Below are 18,435 nucleotides of genomic sequence, written 5' to 3' on the forward strand. Positions count from 1 at the left end.
AAAACTCTGATTAGCTCTGATGTCCTTCGCTTAACTCTGCGAAATAACTTTTATTTTTTCCACTCTCCATCCACTAATCGAAAGATCGCCAGTGGGTTATCGGCTTTCAGCGCATCGGGCAATAACGCATCCGGGAAGTTCTGGTAACAAACCGGACGTGCAAACCGCCGGATGGCGTTCGTACCCACCGAGGTCGAGCGAACGTCGGTGGTGGCCGGATACGGCCCACCGTGGTTCATGGCATGACTTACTTCTACCCCCGTCGGGAAACCGTTGATCAGCAAACGGCCCACTTTCTGCTCCAGAATTTCCAGTAAATCAGCGTACTCCAGCAATTCTTCAGGCGTTCCGTAGACCGTCGCGGTCAGATGGCCTTCCAGCCCCTGCGCCACGGCCAGCATTTCTTCTTTCGTATCCGCCGTTACCAGCAGGCTGCTGGGTCCGAATACTTCTTCCGTCAATTCCGGATTTTCCAGCAACACATCGGCTGTGGTCGATAAAAGCGTCGGCTGAGCAGCCGCAAAACCATCGACTGCGGTTTCGGATTTACTGGCGATGAGAACCCGCGAAAACGAGTTGAGCTTTTCGATGCCGGCCGTATACGCCTGATAAATTCCTTTCGTCAGCATCGGCGTCGGCTGCGTCTGCGACATGGCCAGGCGAGCTTGACTCACAAAGGCATCCCCCCCATCCGATTGTTTGACAATGGCCAAACCGGGATTCGTACAAAACTGCCCCACACCCAGGGTAACCGAATCGACGTAGGCTTTTGCCAAGTCCAAACCCTTCTGTTTCAAAATGGCGGGCAGGAAAAACACGGGGTTCGTACTGCCCATCTCGGAATAAACCGGAATCGGTTCCGGACGGCGGACAGCGGCATCGTAAATCGCTTTCCCACCCCGAAACGAACCCGTAAACCCGATGGCCTTGATCTGTGGGTGTAACACAATGGCCATCCCCACGTCGATGCCCGTACCTTGAACCATCTGAAAAACACCTTCCGGCAATCCGCTGGCTTCCACGGCTTTCCGAATGGCCTGACCCACCAGTTCCGAGGTGCCGGGGTGAGCCGGATGGGCTTTCACAACCACCGGACAACCGGAAGCCAGGGCCGAGGTGGTGTCGCCACCGGCCACCGAAAACGCCAGCGGAAAGTTGCTCGCGCCAAAAATACCGACCGGTCCGAGCGGAATCAGCATCTGCCGCAAGTCGGGCCGGGGCAGCGGTTGACGGTCGGGCAGGGCGGTATCGATGCGGGCATCCACCCACGAGCCTTCGCGAAGGTACTGCGCAAACAGCCGCAACTGCCCCGTCGTCCGGCCGCGTTCGCCCGTCAGACGGGGCAGCGGCAGGGCGGTTTCGAGGTTGGCGCGTTCGAGTAATTCCGGCCCCAGGGCCATGATTTCGTCGGCAATGCGTTCCAGAAACTGCGCTTTGGCTTCACCGGAGAGTTTGCGATAAACCGGGAACGCTGCGGCTGCTAATTGGCAGGCCTGGTCTACTTCCTGACTCGTAGATTCACTGAAGGCCCCGTCTAATGCTTCGCCGGTGGCCGGATTAATAGCTTGAAAAGTCATGCTTCTAATTTTGTACCGTATTGATTAACGTACCGATTCCTTCAATCGTAATGTGGACTTCGTCACCCACGGCCAGCGTAAAATCATCGCCGGGAACAATGCCGGTGCCGGTCATTAAATAACACCCATGCGGAAAAGTAGTTTCACGAAAGAGGAATGAAACCAGTTCCGTGTGCTGCCGTTTCATGCGGTTGATGGCAATGCTTTCGTCAAAAACCGCCTTTCCGTCGCGCCGGATTTCGATTTTGATCAGGGTCTCGGGCGAAATCGGAGCTTCCGGAACGTAGAGACAGGGGCCAATCGCAGCCGCGCCATCGTAGGTTTTGGCCTGGGGCAAATACAGCGGATTTTCGCCCTCGATGCTCCGCGAACTCATGTCGTTGCCAACCGTGTAGCCCACGATTTTTCCGTTCGAAGTGATGAAAAGCGTCAGTTCCGGCTCCGGCACGTTCCAGGTAGAGTCTTTCCGAATGCGAACCGCATCGCCCGACCCAACCGCCCGTGCGGCTGTGGATTTGAAAAATAATTCGGGCCGTTCGGCGTCGTAAACGCGTTCGTAAAAATCACCGCCCCCGGCATCTTTCGATTCTTCCATGCGGGCATTGCGGCTTTTGAGGTAGGTTACGCCCGACGCCCAGATTTCCTGCTGGCTGATCGGGGGTAACAATTGGGTTTCGGTCCAGACACGGTATTCGTCGGAAGCGGTCGTGGAAGGAATTTCCTGCTGAAGAAAATTGTACAGGTCGTCCTGATTAATGAGGTAATCCCAGTCGTCGCTCGGCGCGCGGTGAAAGCGGGATGGTCCGTCGGTGCGGTTATCTTCAACTACGATGCCCTGGCGGGTGCGGTATAGTTTCATGAAGGATCAAGGAATTGAGTGTTGACTTAAAGACCGCAAAAATGGACATTTTTACGGAGGATTTTAAGAAATTTCGAATGGAAAATCGCACAAAAGGCATTAATTTAGGATGGAATTAGCAGCGCTCAACCGGCCATTCCCCCCTTCCACACCCAGTACCGGCTGAGAACTTTTTACTGAAAAAATGCTCCACAAAACCCGAGGCATCGTTCTAAGTTATTTTCGCTACCGCGAAACGTCGATTATTGTCCGCATTTACACGGAGGAATTTGGGTTGCACAGCTACCTCGTCAACGGAGTACGGTCGGCCAAAAGCAAAACCAACCGGATCGCCTTTTTCCAGCCGTTGACCTTGCTGGACATGGTGGTCTATTACAAACCCGGCAAAGATTTGCACCGGCTTTCGGAGGTGAAGGTCAATTTCCCGTTTCAGCACATTCCGTTCGACATTGCCAAATCCAGCATGGCACTGTTTGTCAGCGAGATGTTAACCAAAACCCTGAAGGAAGAAGCCAGCAACCCGGCTTTGTATTATTTTTTAGTGGACAGTATTCTGTACCTGGAAGAAGCGGAAGCCGATTATGAGAACTTTCACCTTTCTTTTTTGCTGAAACTGGCTTCTTTTCTGGGGTTTGGCCCGGCCAGCGCCCGTGAGTTTGAAGGGCAATTGCAGGAACAGAAATACCCGTTTTTGCCCGACGAAGCGGCCGAAAAAGCCCTGAATCACTTCCTGCGCCAGCCACTGGCCACGCCCATCAAAATCTCCCGATCAACCCGCGCCGAGTTGCTGGATGCGCTCGTGGCGTTTTACCAGATCCACATCGACGGTTTGGGAGAAATCAAGTCGCTATCAGTGTTGCGGGAGGTGCTGAGTTGAGGAAGTTGTTACACAGAGTAGATCAGGGGAAATCAGCGTTACACAGCGTTTTTTTCTCTGATAAACCCTAATTTCCTCTGATCAACTCTGCGAAATGATCCCTTTCAAATCTTCCGTTTCAACTCGAAATTCTGCCCCAGATACACCCGCCGAACCTGTTCGTCGTTTGCCAGATCTTCGGCGGTTCCCTGTTTCAGGATTTTCCCTTCAAACAGCAGGTACGCCCGGTCGGTAATCGAGAGTGTCTCGTTGACGTTGTGGTCAGTGATCAGAATACCGATGTTCCGGTGTTTGAGTTGGGCGACAATGCTTTGAATATCCTCAACAGCGATGGGGTCAACCCCGGCAAAGGGTTCGTCAAGGAGAATAAACTTGGGATCAACCGCCAGACTCCGGGCAATTTCGGTACGACGGCGTTCACCGCCCGACAATACTTTCCCCTTGTTTTTGCGAACGTGCGTCAGGCTGAATTCTTCCAGCAACTGCTCCACTTTGTCTTTTTGCGCCTGCCGCGACAGATCGGTCATTTCCAGCACCGCCAGCACGTTTTCTTCCACCGTCAAATCCCGGAAAATCGATGCTTCCTGCGCCAGATAGCCGATTCCCAGCCGGGCACGCTTGTACATCGGCAGGTTCGTAATGTCCTGATCATCGAGATAGACTTTACCGCTATTCGGTTTGATCAAGCCCACCGCCATGTAAAAGGAGGTGGTTTTTCCCGCGCCGTTGGGGCCAAGCAACCCAACAATTTCGCCCTGTTCAACCTGGTAAGTAACGCGGTCGTTGACCAGCCGGGATCCGTATTTTTTAACTAAGTTTTCGGTTCGAAGAATCATGGTTTTCGTGCTCCGTTTGTCGCCGGTTTTCCCAGCAACTGACGTTGTCTATTGCTCAACGCCGACGGTCGCCTTTATATCTTTCAAATATAACTGCAACGATTTGTTCCCGTTATAATTATTCTCTTCAATCTGGTAACAAATGGAAAAGGGCTGGTCGCGCCGGAGAAACAGGGCGTGGTGAGCCATGTTAAAACCGATGGCCGTAAACCGCTGATACGAACCGGCTTGCTGCACGGTCATTTTCAGGTGCTTTTCCTTCATGATATACGGTTCTCCCACCAGAAACACCTCGCTGGTTGAAAAAACCGGGGCCATATTTTGCGGCCCAAAAGGCGACATTTGTTTCAGAACGTTGTAGAATTTCTGGTCGATGGCGTCAAAATCAAGCGGTAAATCGATTTCAATCATCGGAACCAGTTGCTCGGCCTGAATGCGCCGGGTCACGACTTCCTCAAACTTCTGCTGAAACGCTTTGATGTTTTCCAGCTTGAGCGTCAAACCGGCCGCAAAGGTGTGACCGCCAAATTGTTCGAGCAGGTCCGAACACTCCTCAATGGCTTCGTAGACATCGAATCCCGGCACCGACCGAGCCGAGCCAGCCGCCCGGTTGTGCGATTCCGTCAAAATAATGGTAGGGCGGTGGTATTTTTCAATGCAGCGCGATGCCACGATGCCAATCACGCCTTTGTGCCAGGTATTGTTAAAAAGCACCGTACTTTTTGCGTTCAAAAGCCATTCGTCGCCCTGAATCATGGCCAGCGCCTGTTCGGTAATGCTGGAGTCATATTGCCGGCGGCTGTTGTTGTGTTCATTAATGGCAAACGCGAAGTCGGTGGCTTCTTCCTCGGTTTCGGCCAGCAACAACTGGACGGCGGCTTTGGCGTGCTTGATCCGACCGGCGGCATTGATCCGGGGTCCCAGTCCGAACACCACATTGGTAATGTCCAGTTCGGAGCTAAACCCGGCCACTTTGATGAGCGCCTGGAGGCCAAAACCGGGCGAAGCATTCAGTTTTTTGAGTCCGTAATACGCCAGAACCCGGTTTTCGCCCACAATCGGCACAATGTCCGACGCGATGCTGATTGCCAGCAAATCCAGATAGCCAAACAAACGATCCAGCGGAATTCCTTTGAACACACACAAGGCCTGCAGCAATTTGAAGCCAACGCCACAACCGGTCAGTTCTTTGTAGGGATACTCACAATCGGAACGCTTGGGATCAAGCACAGCCGCAGCCCGGGGCAGTTCGGCACCGGGGCGGTGGTGATCGCAGATGATAAACTCAATATCTTTTTCCAGGGCTTCGTCCACCCGATCAACGGATTTGATGCCGCAATCGAGGCTGACAATCAGCGAAAAACCGTTTTCGGCCGCCCACTCGATGCCCTGAGACGAAATACCGTAGCCTTCTTTATACCGATCGGGAATGTAATAATCCAGATGAGGATAAAGGGTTTTCATGAAGCCGTAGAACAACGCCACCGAGGTCGTTCCGTCCACGTCATAATCACCGTACACCAGAATCTTTTCCTCCCTCACCATCGCCATCTGCAACCGCTGAACCGCTTTGTCCATGTCCTTCATCAGGAAAGGGTCATGGAGATGCAGAAGTTCGGGGCGGAAATAGGTGCGGGCCTGGTCAAAAGTATGCACCCCCCGTTGGACCAGCAACATGGCCATAAACGGATTTACTTTCAGCTCGCGAGTCAAATTTTCAACCGCCAGTAACTCCTCCGGTGACTCCGGAACCGGTCGGTATAGCCAGCGTTTCTCACTCATCCTGCAAAGTAAAAAGAAAAGGGAGTACGGAAAACAAAAATCAGCAAGGTCTTGAAGGCAGGGTCGCCCAGACGGGGACTGTTTTGCTACCGGTTTTCCCAACGACGGTTTTATCGAACCACAACCCGAACGGTTCGTTGCTGGTTCTGTTGTCCGGCGCGAAGCAGATACAAACCCGGTTTTAACCGAACAGCCGGACGAACCCGCCAATCGGTTGCGGACAACTGAATCAACTCAAACGAAAGGAACTGGCCGGTGGTGGTTAGGAGCTGCAAACTGGCCGGATCGACGTTGGAAACGTTTAGCCGGATTTCGTCTCCGGACGTCGGGTTATCGCAAACCACGAACAACGCGTCGGAACGGCTGACAAAGACCATTTTGGAAACCTGCGATGCCCCATCGGTGTCGACCTGCCGAAGCCGGTAGTAGCTCGTTCCGGCGAAGGGTTCGCCATCGGTAAACGTGTAAACCCGCTTGCTGACGGCGTTGCCAACGGCTGTCACCTGCCCGATTATACCAAATTCTTGGGCATCAGCACTGCGTTCGATCACAAAATGACTGGCTCCCCGCTCCCAGACGGTTTCCCACGTAAGCCGATTGCCGTTGCGTTCTGCTGCGCCCCGAAAATAGGCTAATTCAACCGGAAGGGTGCCATTCGAGCTTACCGTAAAATCATCGATTCGAAAGGCGGTCGCACAGGATGCCCCAGCCGGGGGCGTATACCGGAAACGAAAAGTAAGACTAGCCTGATTTTCGGCGGAGGCCGGTAATGTAAAAACCGATAATCCCCAGGTGGTCGTTGCCACGCTCGAAACGTCGGAGGAGATGCTGGTCCAGTTTGTTCCCCCATCGGTGCTGAATTCAAAAATGACCACTTGTGGGCCAAACGCGTTCGTTTTTCGGCGACCAAAACCGACCATGATGTTCGTCTGACCCACAGTGCTGATGGCTGGCGATGTGGCGGTGTGCTCGGTATTGCCTCCGCATTCGCCAAAAGACAAATTATTGCCGCCCGAAGCCACAATGGGTGTGGTGTAACCGGAGCTGGCGGAGGTTGTCGTTACGCTGATAGCAGTTGAATTGCTGGCGGTCCAACCGCTTAGTCCGGATGTAAAATCCTGGGAATAAATAGTCTGTGCCGATACCAGTTTCGGCGCGAGGACAACAAAAATTGCCAGGCTGATCAATCGTAAAAAATGTTGCATGGTGTGGTGTGTTAAACAGGATGAGAAATCAAATGGCTTCTCCCGCTGGGTTAGTGAACCAGCAGACGCACAGCTTTTAGACCCGGTGCGTGCAGGATGTACACCCCGGTTTTCAGCGTTTTTTGAGGTAGCAGCGTAATATGGCCTGCGGCAGATTCCTCCAGTCGAAAGGCTATTTTTTGACCGGTCAGGTCGGTCAGTTGCAAGGTGGCCGGATCGAGTTCGTTGCATTGCAAGCCGATGGAGTGACCGTCGGACGGATTAGGATAAACGGCAAGATCCGGCAGGCGGTTGTCGTGCCGAAGGGCGATGATTTTGGAATAGTGCGTCGAACCGTCTCTGTCGACCTGCTGCAAGCGGTAATAATTGGTCATCTGGTGCGACTGGTCATCCACAAAGGAGTAAAACTGTCGGCGGGTCGCATCACCGCTGGCCATTACCCGGCCAATCGGCGTAAAGTCAGACACGTTTAAACTATGTTCCACCGAAAAATAGCGGGCGTTGCGCTCCGAAGAGGTTTCCCACGTAAGCTGAACGACACTGCCGATGGATTTGGCCCGGAAATAGGAAAGTTCGACCGGCAAGACGACGCCGGTCCAGTCCATGTCACCGATGGTGAAACCTTGTGGCCGGGGATCAGCACCTGCCATTGGCCCATTACCAAATACAATAGTGACGGTTTTAACTTTAGTAAGAAAACGGACCTTATTGACATCGACAGAAGGACTAGGGGTATTTGCAAGAATTTCATTGCCATTGACAATATATCCCGTTCCGGCTGGAATGACTGGTGTGACCGAATTACCAAACTCATCAACGGCAATAATCGTTATTTTGTCCTGATAATAACTTTGAGGATTGGTAAAATCAATTTTGTACTGAAGCGCGATTAGTGAAAATTCCAGACCGGTAACCGGATCACCGAATGTAAAACTATAATTTTTGGTTTCACTTGGACTATTAAAATCCACGCTGGGTGTCGATAAACCCGTACCTGTCCGATTCGGTGAAGCATTAGAAAATTGCCCTGGACCACTTACACTAATATCCACATTCACTGCCGGTGTACCAATGCCCATATAAGAATGAGAGGCAGCACCATCTGGGTAGAGGGGCATCGTTGTATTAAAATCCAAGTCCTGCGCAACAGCAGATGAAAAATTCAACAGAGCGAAAAGCCCGGCGGAAAGTAGATAACCGTATTTCATAGCATAGAAGTTTAGCTGTTCGAAATCCGAATTCTAACACTCCTGAGACGTACGGTTTTGAAGAAAGTAATGCCCTTTTTTTATAATAATTTCAAAATTGACAAATGTCACTTTTGAAGTAAAATTTATGCTTATTTCCGTATACTTCAAGTAAACTGTTTGGCTTCCTGCCAATACACTTCCATTTCTTCCAGCGTCATATCTTTCAGTTGCTGGCCGTTGCTGCGGGCCTGTTCTTCCAGGTATTGAAAGCGTTTGATGAACTTTTTATTGGTGCGTTCCAGCGCGGTTTCGGGGTTGATGTCGATGAAACGGGCGTAGTTGACCAGCGAAAACAGCACATCGCCAAATTCTTTTTCGGCGCGTTCGCGGTCGATGATCTCGTCGGTTTCGGCATTAAATTCATCTTTAAACTCCTGCATTTCTTCCTCTACTTTTTCCCAAACCTGCTGTTTTTCCTCCCAGTCAAAACCGGCACCCCGTGCTTTTTCCTGAATCCGCATGGCTTTCACCAGCGCGGGCAGCGAGCCTGGTACGCCCGCCAGCACCGATTTATTGCCTTCTTTCAGCTTCAGTTGTTCCCAGTTCTGCTTCACTTTTTCCTCCGTATCGGCCACGACGGTGTTGCCGTTGGCGTCGCCATAAATGTGCGGATGGCGCGAAATCAGCTTATCGCACACACTGTTCAGAACATCGCCGATGTCGAACGTCGCCCCGGTTTGCGGCTCCGAAGCGATTCGGGCATAAAAAACCAGGTGCAGCATCACGTCGCCCAGTTCTTTCCGGATTTCGGGCAGGTCTTTTTCCAGAATGGCGTCGGAAAGTTCGTAGGTTTCTTCAATGGTCAGGTGCCGGAGCGTGTCCATCGTTTGTTTGCGATCCCAGGGGCATTGTTCGCGCAGTTCATCCATGATGGTCAGCAGGCGGTCGAAAGCCAGCAATTGTTCCTGCCGCCGGACGGGCATCGTTTCCAGTTGTTGATTCAGGTTGGTTTGCATCGGGATTGTTTTTGACAAAGTTACGAAGAGGTTAGGAGGGTTTGGCGGTTGGTTCAGGCAGCAAATTGCAGAAATCCTCCATTTCTAAATATTTTCCCCCATTCCCTTGCCCCGCATCACTTCAATGTGCTACTTTGTAGTTCAAAGTTCTTTCATGATATGTTAAGCAAACTACTTTCCGTTTACCGCTCCGGCGAAGGTCTGCGCATGTTGATCATGTTGTCCGTCATGAGCATCGCCATGGTGGTGTTTCGTCAGAACTACTGGTTCTTCAAGATGTTGAGCTGGAATCTGTTTCTGGCCTGGATTCCACTCTTTGTTGCCCTGTTTCTGCGCGAAGGGCTGGAAGACCGTCAGTTGCCGAAGTGGACGCTCTGGCCGGGGCTGGTCTTCTGGCTGCTGTTCCTGCCCAACTCCCCCTACATCATCACCGACCTGTTCCACGTCCGCCATGTTTCGGAAGAAACCGTGTGGTTCGATACGATGATGATTTTCATGTGTGCCCTCACGGGTCTGCTCGCGGGCCTGTATTCCCAACTGCTGGTTCACCGGATGCTCAGCGAGCGACTGGGTCGTATGCAGACGTGGGTGGTCATGATCGGGTGTTTGGTGCTGACCAGTTTTGGCGTTTACCTCGGACGGTATATCCGCCTGAATAGCTGGGATTTATTCACCGACCCGCTGGAATTGGCCCAACTGATCGGTAAAAGCTTAATCAATCCGTTTGCACTGAAACTCACACTTTCCTATACATTTGCGCTGGTGACGCTCTATACGGGCTTCACCCAGTACGTTCAACGCCGAACGCATGAGCCGCTGGATTGATGTTCGGAAGAATTTGCGAAGCTTTCGGTTTGCCGCCGAGGGCATTCTTGCCCTGTTCCGGTTTGAGAATAATGCTAAAATTCATTTACTGGCGGCTTTGGCTGTCGTTGTCGTCGGCATCTGGCTCCGGTTGGATCGGGTTGAATGGGCATTGATCCTCACCCAGGTCGGTCTGGTGCTGGCGGCTGAAGCGTTCAATACGGCCCTTGAAAAACTCGCCGATGTGGTTTCGCCCGGCCATCACCCGCTGATCAAAACTGTGAAGGATCTGTCGGCGGGCGCCGTGTTGCTGGTAGTAATTGTAGCGGTTGTAGTAGGTATCTTGATTTTTGGCACTAAATTGATAAAAATGATGAATTGGAGTGAATGGTTTTGAAGGTTTTCATAGTTACCAAGGGTAGGAATGGTTTTATGGTTCAGGATGGCTTTATGGTTGTAATGGTTAATAACGGTTGAATTGGTTGGTAAGGCTAATTATCCAGCTTATACGTACTCAAACCACGAAAACCGTCCCTGACCCCAAAAAAACATTTAACCATTTTAACCATCCTCAACCATATAACCATCCCAACCAATAAAACCATTTTTTAACCATAAAACCATCCTAACCATTTTAATTAGTTAACAATGTCCGATTCACACGAGCATTTACAGACCCTGACGGAGATTCGGAGCCTGATGGAACGATCCTCGAAATTCCTGTCGTTGAGCGGTTTATCGGGCATATCGGCGGGTATCGTAGCCCTCATCGGTGCCGGTGCCGCCTACATCCGGCTGCACAACAACAACCTGACGCTGATGAGCTACGAGCGCATCACCCGGCTCAACGGCCCGGATCGTCAGGATATGGTTGATTTCCTGATCCTCGACGGCGCCCTGGTGCTGGTAGCAGCCTTGCTCCTGGGAATATTTTTCACCGTTCGCAAAGCCCGCCGACAGGGCAATGGCGTCTGGAACAGCATTTCGAAGCGGCTGCTTTGGGCGCTGGCCGTTCCGCTGGTCACGGGCGGCATTTTTTGTCTGGCCCTGATCCGGTTTAACCTGATCTGGCTGACGTTTCCAACCACCCTCATTTTTTACGGCATGGCGCTCTACAGTGGCAGTAAATACACCGTCCGCGATGTGGAATACCTCGGTTTGTCCGAAATTCTGCTGGGCCTGGTGGCTCTGTTCTGGACGGGGTATTCGCTGTTGACGTGGGCGGTTGGGTTTGGTATCCTGCACATTGTGTACGGCACCGTGATGTATCTCAAGTATGAACGAGACGAACTGAAGCGCTGATGGAGTTCCTGATAGGCTTTAATAAAGCGTTTGAAAGTAAGGCCCGGTTAGGCATCATGTCGGTTTTGATTGTGAATGAAACCCTGAGTTTCAATTCCCTCAAAGAACTGCTCGACATGACCGACGGGAATCTGGCGACGCACCTGCGGGCGCTGGAAGAGCAGGGCTATGTCTCCGTGAAAAAGCAGTTTGTGGGCCGAAAGCCCAATACGACCTATACCGCCACCCCCGCCGGCCGCCAGGCCTTCACCGACCATTTGAACGCGCTGGAAGATTTTATTCGCGGTTCAATATAAAAAAAGCGGTCAATTTTTAGATTGACCGCCGGTTGTATTCCCTCTCTGGTTCCTATCAAAACAAATTCTGGATTTCTACTTTTCGTTGGGAGTGATGTCCGTCCTTAAACGGCAGATTGATCACCACATGGCCCTGCTCCTGAACGGCTTCAATGTGTTCCGCATCGACAAAGTCCGGAATATCCAGCACCCTTAAAAACATGGGTACCGCCAGACTCTGGCCTTCCACGGGATTTTTTTGTTGGAGCAACGTGTATAAAACCAGTTTTTTGCCATCGATCAACACATTGAACGCATCCGGACCAACGCCGGGAGCCGACAATTTGATCAACAAGCGGTCTGGCTCCTGCTCGGTTTCCATACGGGTCATGCTCGATCCGCCATACAGAGTATTCAGCAAATCGAATTGCCCACCCATTCCCTTCAGCGTGTTTTCTATCGGTTTCATAATCGTACTGGTTGGTTGTATACTGTTTGTTAAACAAATTACGTACCTAACTCGATCAGGCCGTATTTAGCGTCATTATGGCCGACAACCAGCGATATGGCGGAAATAAGCGGACAATTGGTCAGTAATTTGTTTTATAACGCAAATAATCGTGATTTTTGATCCGTGAAAACCATAAAATATTTATGATCGGACTGGTGGCCAGTCTTCTGCTGGTGGGTATACTGTGGTATTTTTTCCGCAGTTCGAACGCTTTGCCTGTGTTAATGTTCCACAAAATTGACCCCGAACGCCAGGATCCGCTAACGGTTTCAGTTCAACAGTTTGAACAGCGGTTGCAGTGGCTGATCGACCACAACTACCAACCCATTACGCTGAAACAGCTTGTGGCTTCGATTGATCAGAAACAGTCGCTACCCGCCCGACCGGTTTTGATTACCTTCGATGATGCGTATGTCAACAACCTGACGTATGCGCTGCCGGTTTTGCAGCGACTGAACCTGACTGCGGTGCTGTTTGTCCCCACGGCTTTTGTGGGCCAATGCAATCAATGGGACGGCTGCACCGAACCCCTGATGACCACTGAACAGCTTAAACAGTTGGCTCCCACCTTCGAACTGGCCTTGCATTCACACCAGCACCTTAATTATAAAACCCTGTCCATCAGTGATATTCAGGCCGACCTGACGCAGAATATAACGGCTTGCAATGCCCTGGAAATACCGTATGTTCGGGCTTTCGCCTATCCCTACGGTGGGCGACCGAAAGACCCGGCGACGAAACGGGCCATGCAGGACGCGATGCAACAGGCAGGTATCCGACTCGCTTTCCGGATCGGAAACCGCCTGAACCGTTTCCCGGTGAACAACCGGTTTGAATGGCAACGACTGGACATTCGCGGAACCGACTCCATGGCCCGGTTTGTCCGGCAAATACGGTTTGGCAAATTGATTTGACACATGACCTTATTCATCGATACCGAACGTCTGCGGGATTTAAACAGCGGTTTGGGGCAGTTCTGCCTGCAACTGGGCCTGGAACTGGTGCGGCAGCGACCCGATTCTGCCCAGCTCACGTTTCTGGTTCCGGAAGGACGACAGGGCATTTTCGGCCCGGATGTCGCCTATCAAACGGCAACCTGGTGGCAGAAATGGTATTCGCCGGGCCGCTACGACGTTTGGCATTGTATGCACCAGGATTCCCGGTTTCTGCCCGCTTCGAAGAAAAACCGCCTGATTCTGACGATCCACGATCTTAATTTTCTGGAACGACCGGATTATGACGACGCAAAAAAAGCCCGTAAACTGGCGGTTCTGCAACGCAAAGTCGACCGGGCCTCTGCCTTAACAACGATTTCGGACTATACCGCTTCGGTCGTCCGCCAGCACCTGACATTGCCCCGCATTCCGCTGTCGGTCATCCACAACGGGTATTCAGTTCCCAGCGACTCAATCAATCAGTCAGCCACCCAACCGCTCCCCATCCAGAATCCGTATTTTCTGTTTGTCGGCGTCATTCATCCCCGGAAAAACCTGCACACGCTCCTGCCGCTGCTCGAAGCTTTCCCGGAATGGCGGCTGGTGCTGGCCGGACCCGACGGTCATCCGTATGCCACCCACCTGCGGCAACAGGCTCAGCAACTGGAGATTTCGGATCGGCTGATTGTGACCGGTGCCGTTGATGAAGCGACCAAAAACGGCTTGTATCAGGCTTGCGATGCGTTTCTGTTTCCGTCACTTTCCGAGGGGTTTGGACTTCCCGTGGTCGAGGCCATGAGTTATGGCAAACCGGTTTTCCTGTCGCGACGCACGAGCCTGCCCGAAATTGGCGGGAAAGATGCCTATTATTTCGATTCAGAAGACCCGGAGTCGATGGCGGAAACCATTTTTGACGGCCTGAACGATTTCCGCGCCAATCCCTTCCGCGCCGACCGGCTCCGCCGGCAGGCCGCCCGCTTCAGTTGGGAAGAAGCAGCCCGGCAGTATTGGAAGTTGTATTCAGAAGTGTTGTAATCGATTTTACCATCGGCTTGATAGGCGGATATACTTTGGCTACCTTTGCGGCTTATTGAACCATTTTTAGCAGTATGCTACGTACTCATACCTGCGGAGAAATTCGCATCGAACACGTTACTAAACAGGTTATTCTTTGCGGCTGGGTGCAGCGCATTCGCGACAAAGGCGGTCTGATCTGGATCGACCTGCGCGACCGCTACGGCCTGACCCAATTGTTGCTCGAAGAAGGCAAAACCGACTCGGAAACCATTGCGATGGTTCGGACGCTGGGCCGCGAATTCGTTCTGAAAGCCACCGGCGAAGTGATCGAGCGCAAATCCAAAAATCCCAATCTGCCAACGGGTGACATCGAAATCCGGCTGGAAAAGCTGGAAATATTGAATCCCGCCAAACTCCCGCCGTTTCTGATCGAAGACGAAACCGACGGGGGCGACGACCTGCGGATGAAATACCGCTACCTCGATTTGCGCCGGAATCCCGTTCGGAAAAACCTCGAACTGCGTCATAAAATGGCCCAGCAAACGCGGATTTACATGGACGGCCAGGATTTTATCGAAGTCGAAACACCGGTTTTGATCAAATCGACGCCGGAAGGTGCCCGCGATTTTGTGGTGCCGAGCCGCATGAATCCCGGTGAATTCTACGCCCTGCCGCAGTCGCCCCAGACCTTCAAGCAACTGCTGATGGTGTCGGGTTTCGACCGATATTACCAGATTGTCAAGTGTTTCCGTGATGAAGACCTGCGCGCCGACCGTCAACCGGAATTTACACAGATCGACTGCGAGATGTCGTTCATCGAGCAGGAGGATATTCTTCAGATGTTCGAGGGTCTGGTTCGGCATCTGTTTGAAACCGTAAAAGGAATCGGGCTGGCCGAAGTACCCCGAATGACCTACGCCGAAGCCATGCGGCTGTATGGTTCCGACAAACCGGATACGCGTTTCGGTATGCCGTTCGTCGAGTTGAAAGGTGCTTTCGATACGGTGGATCTGACGTCGGGCAAAAACTTCGTGGTGTTCGATTCGGCGGAAATCGTGATCGGAATCAATGCCAAAGGCTGCGCCCACTACACGCGCAAGCAGATGGACGAACTGACCGACTTTATCAAACGTCCGCAGATCGGTGGAAAAGGATTGATTTACGTGCGGTATAACGAAGACGGAACGGTCAAATCATCGGTCGACAAGTTTTATTCGGAAGAAGATCTGAAACATTGGGTGGTTCAGTTCCAGGCCGAACCCGGTGATTTGCTGCTGATTATGTCGGGCGAAACCAACAAGGCCCGCAAACAACTGAGCGAACTGCGGCTGGAAATGGGCAACCGCCTGGGCTTGCGCGACCCCAATACGTTCAGTGCATTGTGGGTGCTGGATTTTCCGTTACTGGAATACGGCGAAGAAGAAAAACGCTGGTTTGCGATGCACCACCCGTTCACATCGCCCAAACCGGAAGATATTCAACTGCTGGAAACCGATCCCGGTGCCGTGCGGGCCAATGCCTACGACATGGTGATCAACGGCACCGAAGTCGGTGGTGGTTCCATCCGGATTTTTCAGCGGGAGTTGCAGTCACGCATGTTCGATCTGCTCGGTTTCTCCCCCGAAGAAGCCAAAGCACAGTTCGGTTTTCTGCTGGATGCGTTTGAGTTTGGTGCTCCCCCACACGGCGGTATTGCCTTCGGCTTCGACCGGCTTTGCTCCATTTTCGGAGGTGCCGATTCCATCCGCGACTTCATCGCTTTCCCCAAAAATAACTCGGGCCGCGACGTCATGATCGATTCCCCATCCGTCATTGCCCAGGGGCAGTTGGATGAGTTGCAGATTGCGGTGGCGAAAAAGTAGCTAATTTCAAATGTAAAATGATGAATGCTAAATGTAAAAGGTTCTGGCTATGAAGCACTTTTACATTTAGCATTCATCATTTTACATTTGAAATTTTTCCCCTAAAACAGCTTCTCATTTGGCGGTTTGATCCCCTTCATCCGGATGTAAATCGTGGCCTGTCCACGGTGGTGCGTCTGGTGTTCGAAGGCTTTGGCAAACACGGTTTCGCGGGACATTTCGCGCGGTCCCATCTTCACATTTTCGGCCAGTTGCGCATCGCTCAGTCCTTTAATGCCATCCAGCACAAAATCGTAGCTGTCCATGACGGCTTTCGTCAGCGCGGCTTTCGTTTTCAACTCATCCATCGTCTCCAGTTTTTTCCCCTGCATGGGGTTGGCTTTCCCGGTCGCGGCCGCCGTGAAGTTGTAGTTTGCCGCCGTCAAGTGCAGCATCTGTTCCGCAAAGCTCCGGATTTCCGGTGTCGGTTTGTAGCCCATCCCGTCTTCCGGCATGGCGTCCAGGTATTCCTTCGTAAACTCTTTGGCACGCTGCCATTCCGTCGTCATCTGGGCAACGGTTTTGGGTTTGATCGAAAAACCGCTGAATGCCATCCAGAGCATCAGGGCAAGGGCCGTAAATCCAAGTTTTTGTTTCATGACGAAAAGGTAATGGTTTGAGTACCAAAGTTAAACCCGATAAGTAGCTTTGCAAGTCCAAGGTCAGGATTTCTACTTAAGGGAGTGTCGTAAAATAAATTATGAACGCAAAATGTAAATCGAATTGCTTTTTCGTTTAAAATGTAGTGCGGTAACTCAACAACAAATCGACTATGCTCCGACCTGCAGAATACGCCCGTTACGAAAAACACCTGAATCTTCCCGAAATTGGCGTGGAAGGCCAACTGAAATTACAACAGGCTCGTGTGCTGGTTGTGGGTGCAGGCGGGTTGGGTTGCCCGGTATTGTTGTATTTGACGGCGGCCGGAGTCGGTACGATTGGGGTCATCGACCCGGACACGGTTGCCATCAGCAACCTGCAACGGCAGGTTCTGTATACGACCGAGCAGGTCGGCAAACCCAAAGCCACGATTGCCGTAAATTCACTCAAAAAAATCAATCCCGAAATCAGCTTCAACTCCTATGCGTATGCCCTCGACCGTTCCAATGCGCGCTCGCTGATCGAAGAGTATGACCTGGTGGTGGATTGCACCGATAATTTTACCGTTCGGTATCTGGTCAACGACGTTTGCGTGATGCAGGAAAAACCGTTTATCTACGGTGCCATTCACCGTTTCGAAGGCCAGGTAGCGGTTTTGAATGCCCGACTGGCGGCATCCGAAGTTCAACCCGAAGAAGTTCGGCGCGGCCCCACCTACCGGTGTTTGTTCCCCGAGTTTCCGAATCAGATGGAGATTCCGAATTGCGCCGAAACGGGCGTCATGGGCGTTTTGCCGGGGGTTATCGGTACCTATCAGGCCAACGAAGTCATCAAGCTCATTACCGGTATCGGCCACCTGCTGAACGAAGAACTCCTGATGGTGGATTTACTGGCGATGTCGTTCCAGAAAATTCGCGTTCGTCGGCGGCTCGATGCCGAAGCTGCGGCCCAAAACGCCTGGGAAGAAGGCCAGCGGGTTGCCGTCAAAACCGACGTTCGCAAAACCATCACGGCTACCGAACTGGCCGAGCGACTGGCACAGGAGGAAGATATTTTCCTGCTGGACGTCCGTGAGCGGCCCGAATACAACATTTGCCACCTCGATAATGCGGTGTTGATTCCGGTCAACATCATCGCCAACAACGTCAAACGCATCCCCGTCGACCGCCCGGTGGTGGTCTATTGCCACCACGGTATTCGCAGCCAGTACGTGGTCGACTATCTGCAAAAAGAATTCAATTTTACCAACCTCATGAACCTTCAGGGCGGCATCAATAGCTGGGCGCGCGATGTGCAGCCGGAGATGGAGGTGTATTGACGGTTTTTAATGACCCATCTGCAACTGCTGAATTGGCCAATGACAAACCCGGCTACAAACAGCAGACCGGAAGCGTGGTGGCTCACATCAAACACCAGTCGCTCAAACCCGCCAGCTTTCTCAATCTGAACCTGACTGACAAGCCGACTATGCGCATCCGTCAAACCGTCTTGCGACGGCTGACCTGAAAGACTGTATTCTTTCACGGAGGCCGTATAAGGCTGGTCCCGCGTCGGTGTCCAGGTACAAACCAGCAGAGCGATCGCCAATCCGGTGGCCAGAAAAGGGAACCGTCTGGTAAATGGCGGACAAAGCGAAAAGTTAAGCCACTTAAAATAGCAGCAGGAAAGTACCTTGTTTCCCAAAAGTAGCAGGGATTGACTCATTTGTGACAGGCTTTTGGCGGCCGGATGCGGACCTTTGAATCATC

General features: G+C 52.0%; 19 protein-coding genes. 9 read left to right on the forward strand and 10 right to left on the reverse strand.

Annotated elements, in window-relative coordinates; genetic code table 11:
* Positions 1-50: 50 nt before the first annotated feature.
* Positions 51-1,577, reverse strand: coding sequence for an aldehyde dehydrogenase (NADP(+)) (locus FH871_RS01530; RefSeq protein WP_138989573.1), 1,527 nt, complete (start codon positions 1,575-1,577; stop codon positions 51-53).
* Positions 1,578-1,581: 4 nt separating this feature from the next.
* Positions 1,582-2,436 carry a fumarylacetoacetate hydrolase family protein gene (locus FH871_RS01535; protein WP_138989574.1) on the reverse strand — a complete coding sequence of 285 codons (855 nt, stop codon included), beginning with the start codon at positions 2,434-2,436 and terminating at the stop codon, positions 1,582-1,584.
* Positions 2,437-2,620: 184 nt separating this feature from the next.
* Here FH871_RS01535 and recO point away from each other — a divergent pair, with 184 nt between their 5' ends.
* Positions 2,621-3,313, forward strand: coding sequence for a DNA repair protein RecO (recO, locus tag FH871_RS01540; protein WP_138989575.1), 693 nt, complete (start codon positions 2,621-2,623; stop codon positions 3,311-3,313).
* A gap of 104 nt (positions 3,314-3,417) precedes the next feature.
* Here recO and lptB read toward each other — a convergent pair whose 3' ends face one another.
* The 5 genes from lptB to mazG form a co-directional block, all read right to left on the reverse strand.
* On the reverse strand, positions 3,418-4,149 hold the full coding sequence (gene lptB, locus FH871_RS01545) for an LPS export ABC transporter ATP-binding protein (protein WP_138989576.1): 732 nt from the start codon (positions 4,147-4,149) through the stop codon (positions 3,418-3,420).
* Between the two features lie 48 nt (positions 4,150-4,197).
* A complete protein-coding gene (recJ, locus tag FH871_RS01550; protein ID WP_138989577.1) occupies positions 4,198-5,931 on the reverse strand; it encodes a single-stranded-DNA-specific exonuclease RecJ in 1,734 nt (577 codons plus the stop codon).
* Between the two features lie 110 nt (positions 5,932-6,041).
* Complete coding sequence (locus FH871_RS01555) at positions 6,042-7,136, reverse strand: T9SS type A sorting domain-containing protein (protein WP_138989578.1); 1,095 nt, start codon at positions 7,134-7,136, stop codon at positions 6,042-6,044.
* Positions 7,137-7,186: 50 nt separating this feature from the next.
* Positions 7,187-8,344: a T9SS type A sorting domain-containing protein gene (locus FH871_RS01560; protein WP_138989579.1), complete on the reverse strand. Its 1,158-nt coding sequence runs from the start codon at positions 8,342-8,344 to the stop codon at positions 7,187-7,189.
* 146 nt (positions 8,345-8,490) lie between these two features.
* Entirely contained in the window at positions 8,491-9,342 is an 852-nt protein-coding gene (mazG, locus tag FH871_RS01565; protein ID WP_138990220.1) for a nucleoside triphosphate pyrophosphohydrolase, read from the reverse strand.
* A gap of 159 nt (positions 9,343-9,501) precedes the next feature.
* Between mazG and FH871_RS01570 the strand changes: the two genes are divergently transcribed.
* From FH871_RS01570 to FH871_RS01585, 4 genes are all read left to right on the forward strand, one after another.
* Positions 9,502-10,167: a DUF1361 domain-containing protein gene (locus FH871_RS01570; RefSeq protein ID WP_138989580.1), complete on the forward strand. Its 666-nt coding sequence runs from the start codon at positions 9,502-9,504 to the stop codon at positions 10,165-10,167.
* Positions 10,151-10,543 (forward strand): diacylglycerol kinase family protein, encoded by a 393-nt coding sequence (locus tag FH871_RS01575; protein WP_138989581.1) that lies wholly within the window; start codon positions 10,151-10,153, stop codon positions 10,541-10,543. Before FH871_RS01570 ends, FH871_RS01575 begins: the two co-directional genes overlap by 17 nt.
* A gap of 251 nt (positions 10,544-10,794) precedes the next feature.
* Positions 10,795-11,448: a hypothetical protein gene (locus FH871_RS01580; RefSeq protein ID WP_138989582.1), complete on the forward strand. Its 654-nt coding sequence runs from the start codon at positions 10,795-10,797 to the stop codon at positions 11,446-11,448.
* The gene (locus FH871_RS01585; RefSeq protein ID WP_138989583.1) at positions 11,448-11,744 is read left to right on the forward strand and encodes a transcriptional regulator; all 297 of its coding nucleotides are present in this window, start codon (positions 11,448-11,450) and stop codon (positions 11,742-11,744) included. Before FH871_RS01580 ends, FH871_RS01585 begins: the two co-directional genes overlap by 1 nt.
* A gap of 55 nt (positions 11,745-11,799) precedes the next feature.
* Here the strand turns inward: FH871_RS01585 and FH871_RS01590 are convergent, their stop codons facing one another.
* Positions 11,800-12,192, reverse strand: a complete 393-nt coding sequence (locus tag FH871_RS01590; protein WP_114403912.1) for an Hsp20/alpha crystallin family protein — start codon at positions 12,190-12,192, stop codon at positions 11,800-11,802.
* Positions 12,193-12,458: 266 nt separating this feature from the next.
* Here FH871_RS01590 and FH871_RS01595 point away from each other — a divergent pair, with 266 nt between their 5' ends.
* The 3 genes from FH871_RS01595 (at position 12,459) to aspS (ending at position 16,048) form a co-directional block, all read left to right on the forward strand.
* A complete protein-coding gene (locus tag FH871_RS01595; protein ID WP_171062726.1) occupies positions 12,459-13,148 on the forward strand; it encodes a polysaccharide deacetylase family protein in 690 nt (229 codons plus the stop codon).
* Between the two features lie 3 nt (positions 13,149-13,151).
* Complete coding sequence (locus FH871_RS01600) at positions 13,152-14,204, forward strand: glycosyltransferase family 1 protein (protein WP_138989585.1); 1,053 nt, start codon at positions 13,152-13,154, stop codon at positions 14,202-14,204.
* 74 nt (positions 14,205-14,278) lie between these two features.
* Entirely contained in the window at positions 14,279-16,048 is a 1,770-nt protein-coding gene (gene aspS / locus FH871_RS01605) for an aspartate--tRNA ligase (RefSeq protein WP_138989586.1), read from the forward strand.
* A 101-nt stretch (positions 16,049-16,149) separates the two neighbouring features.
* Here aspS and FH871_RS01610 read toward each other — a convergent pair whose 3' ends face one another.
* Positions 16,150-16,641: a DinB family protein gene (locus FH871_RS01610; protein WP_229317055.1), complete on the reverse strand. Its 492-nt coding sequence runs from the start codon at positions 16,639-16,641 to the stop codon at positions 16,150-16,152.
* A gap of 218 nt (positions 16,642-16,859) precedes the next feature.
* On the opposite strand from FH871_RS01610, the gene moeB reads away from it, so the two are divergent.
* On the forward strand, positions 16,860-18,005 hold the full coding sequence (gene moeB, locus FH871_RS01615) for a molybdopterin-synthase adenylyltransferase MoeB (RefSeq protein WP_138989588.1): 1,146 nt from the start codon (positions 16,860-16,862) through the stop codon (positions 18,003-18,005).
* Here the strand turns inward: moeB and FH871_RS01620 are convergent.
* Positions 17,948-18,391 (reverse strand): hypothetical protein, encoded by a 444-nt coding sequence (locus FH871_RS01620; RefSeq protein ID WP_138989589.1) that lies wholly within the window; start codon positions 18,389-18,391, stop codon positions 17,948-17,950. The genes moeB and FH871_RS01620 overlap by 58 nt on opposite strands.
* Positions 18,392-18,435: the final 44 nt, after the last annotated feature.

Source organism: Larkinella sp. C7, from assembly GCF_006149005.1.
Classification (GTDB): Bacteria; Bacteroidota; Bacteroidia; order Cytophagales; family Spirosomataceae; genus Larkinella.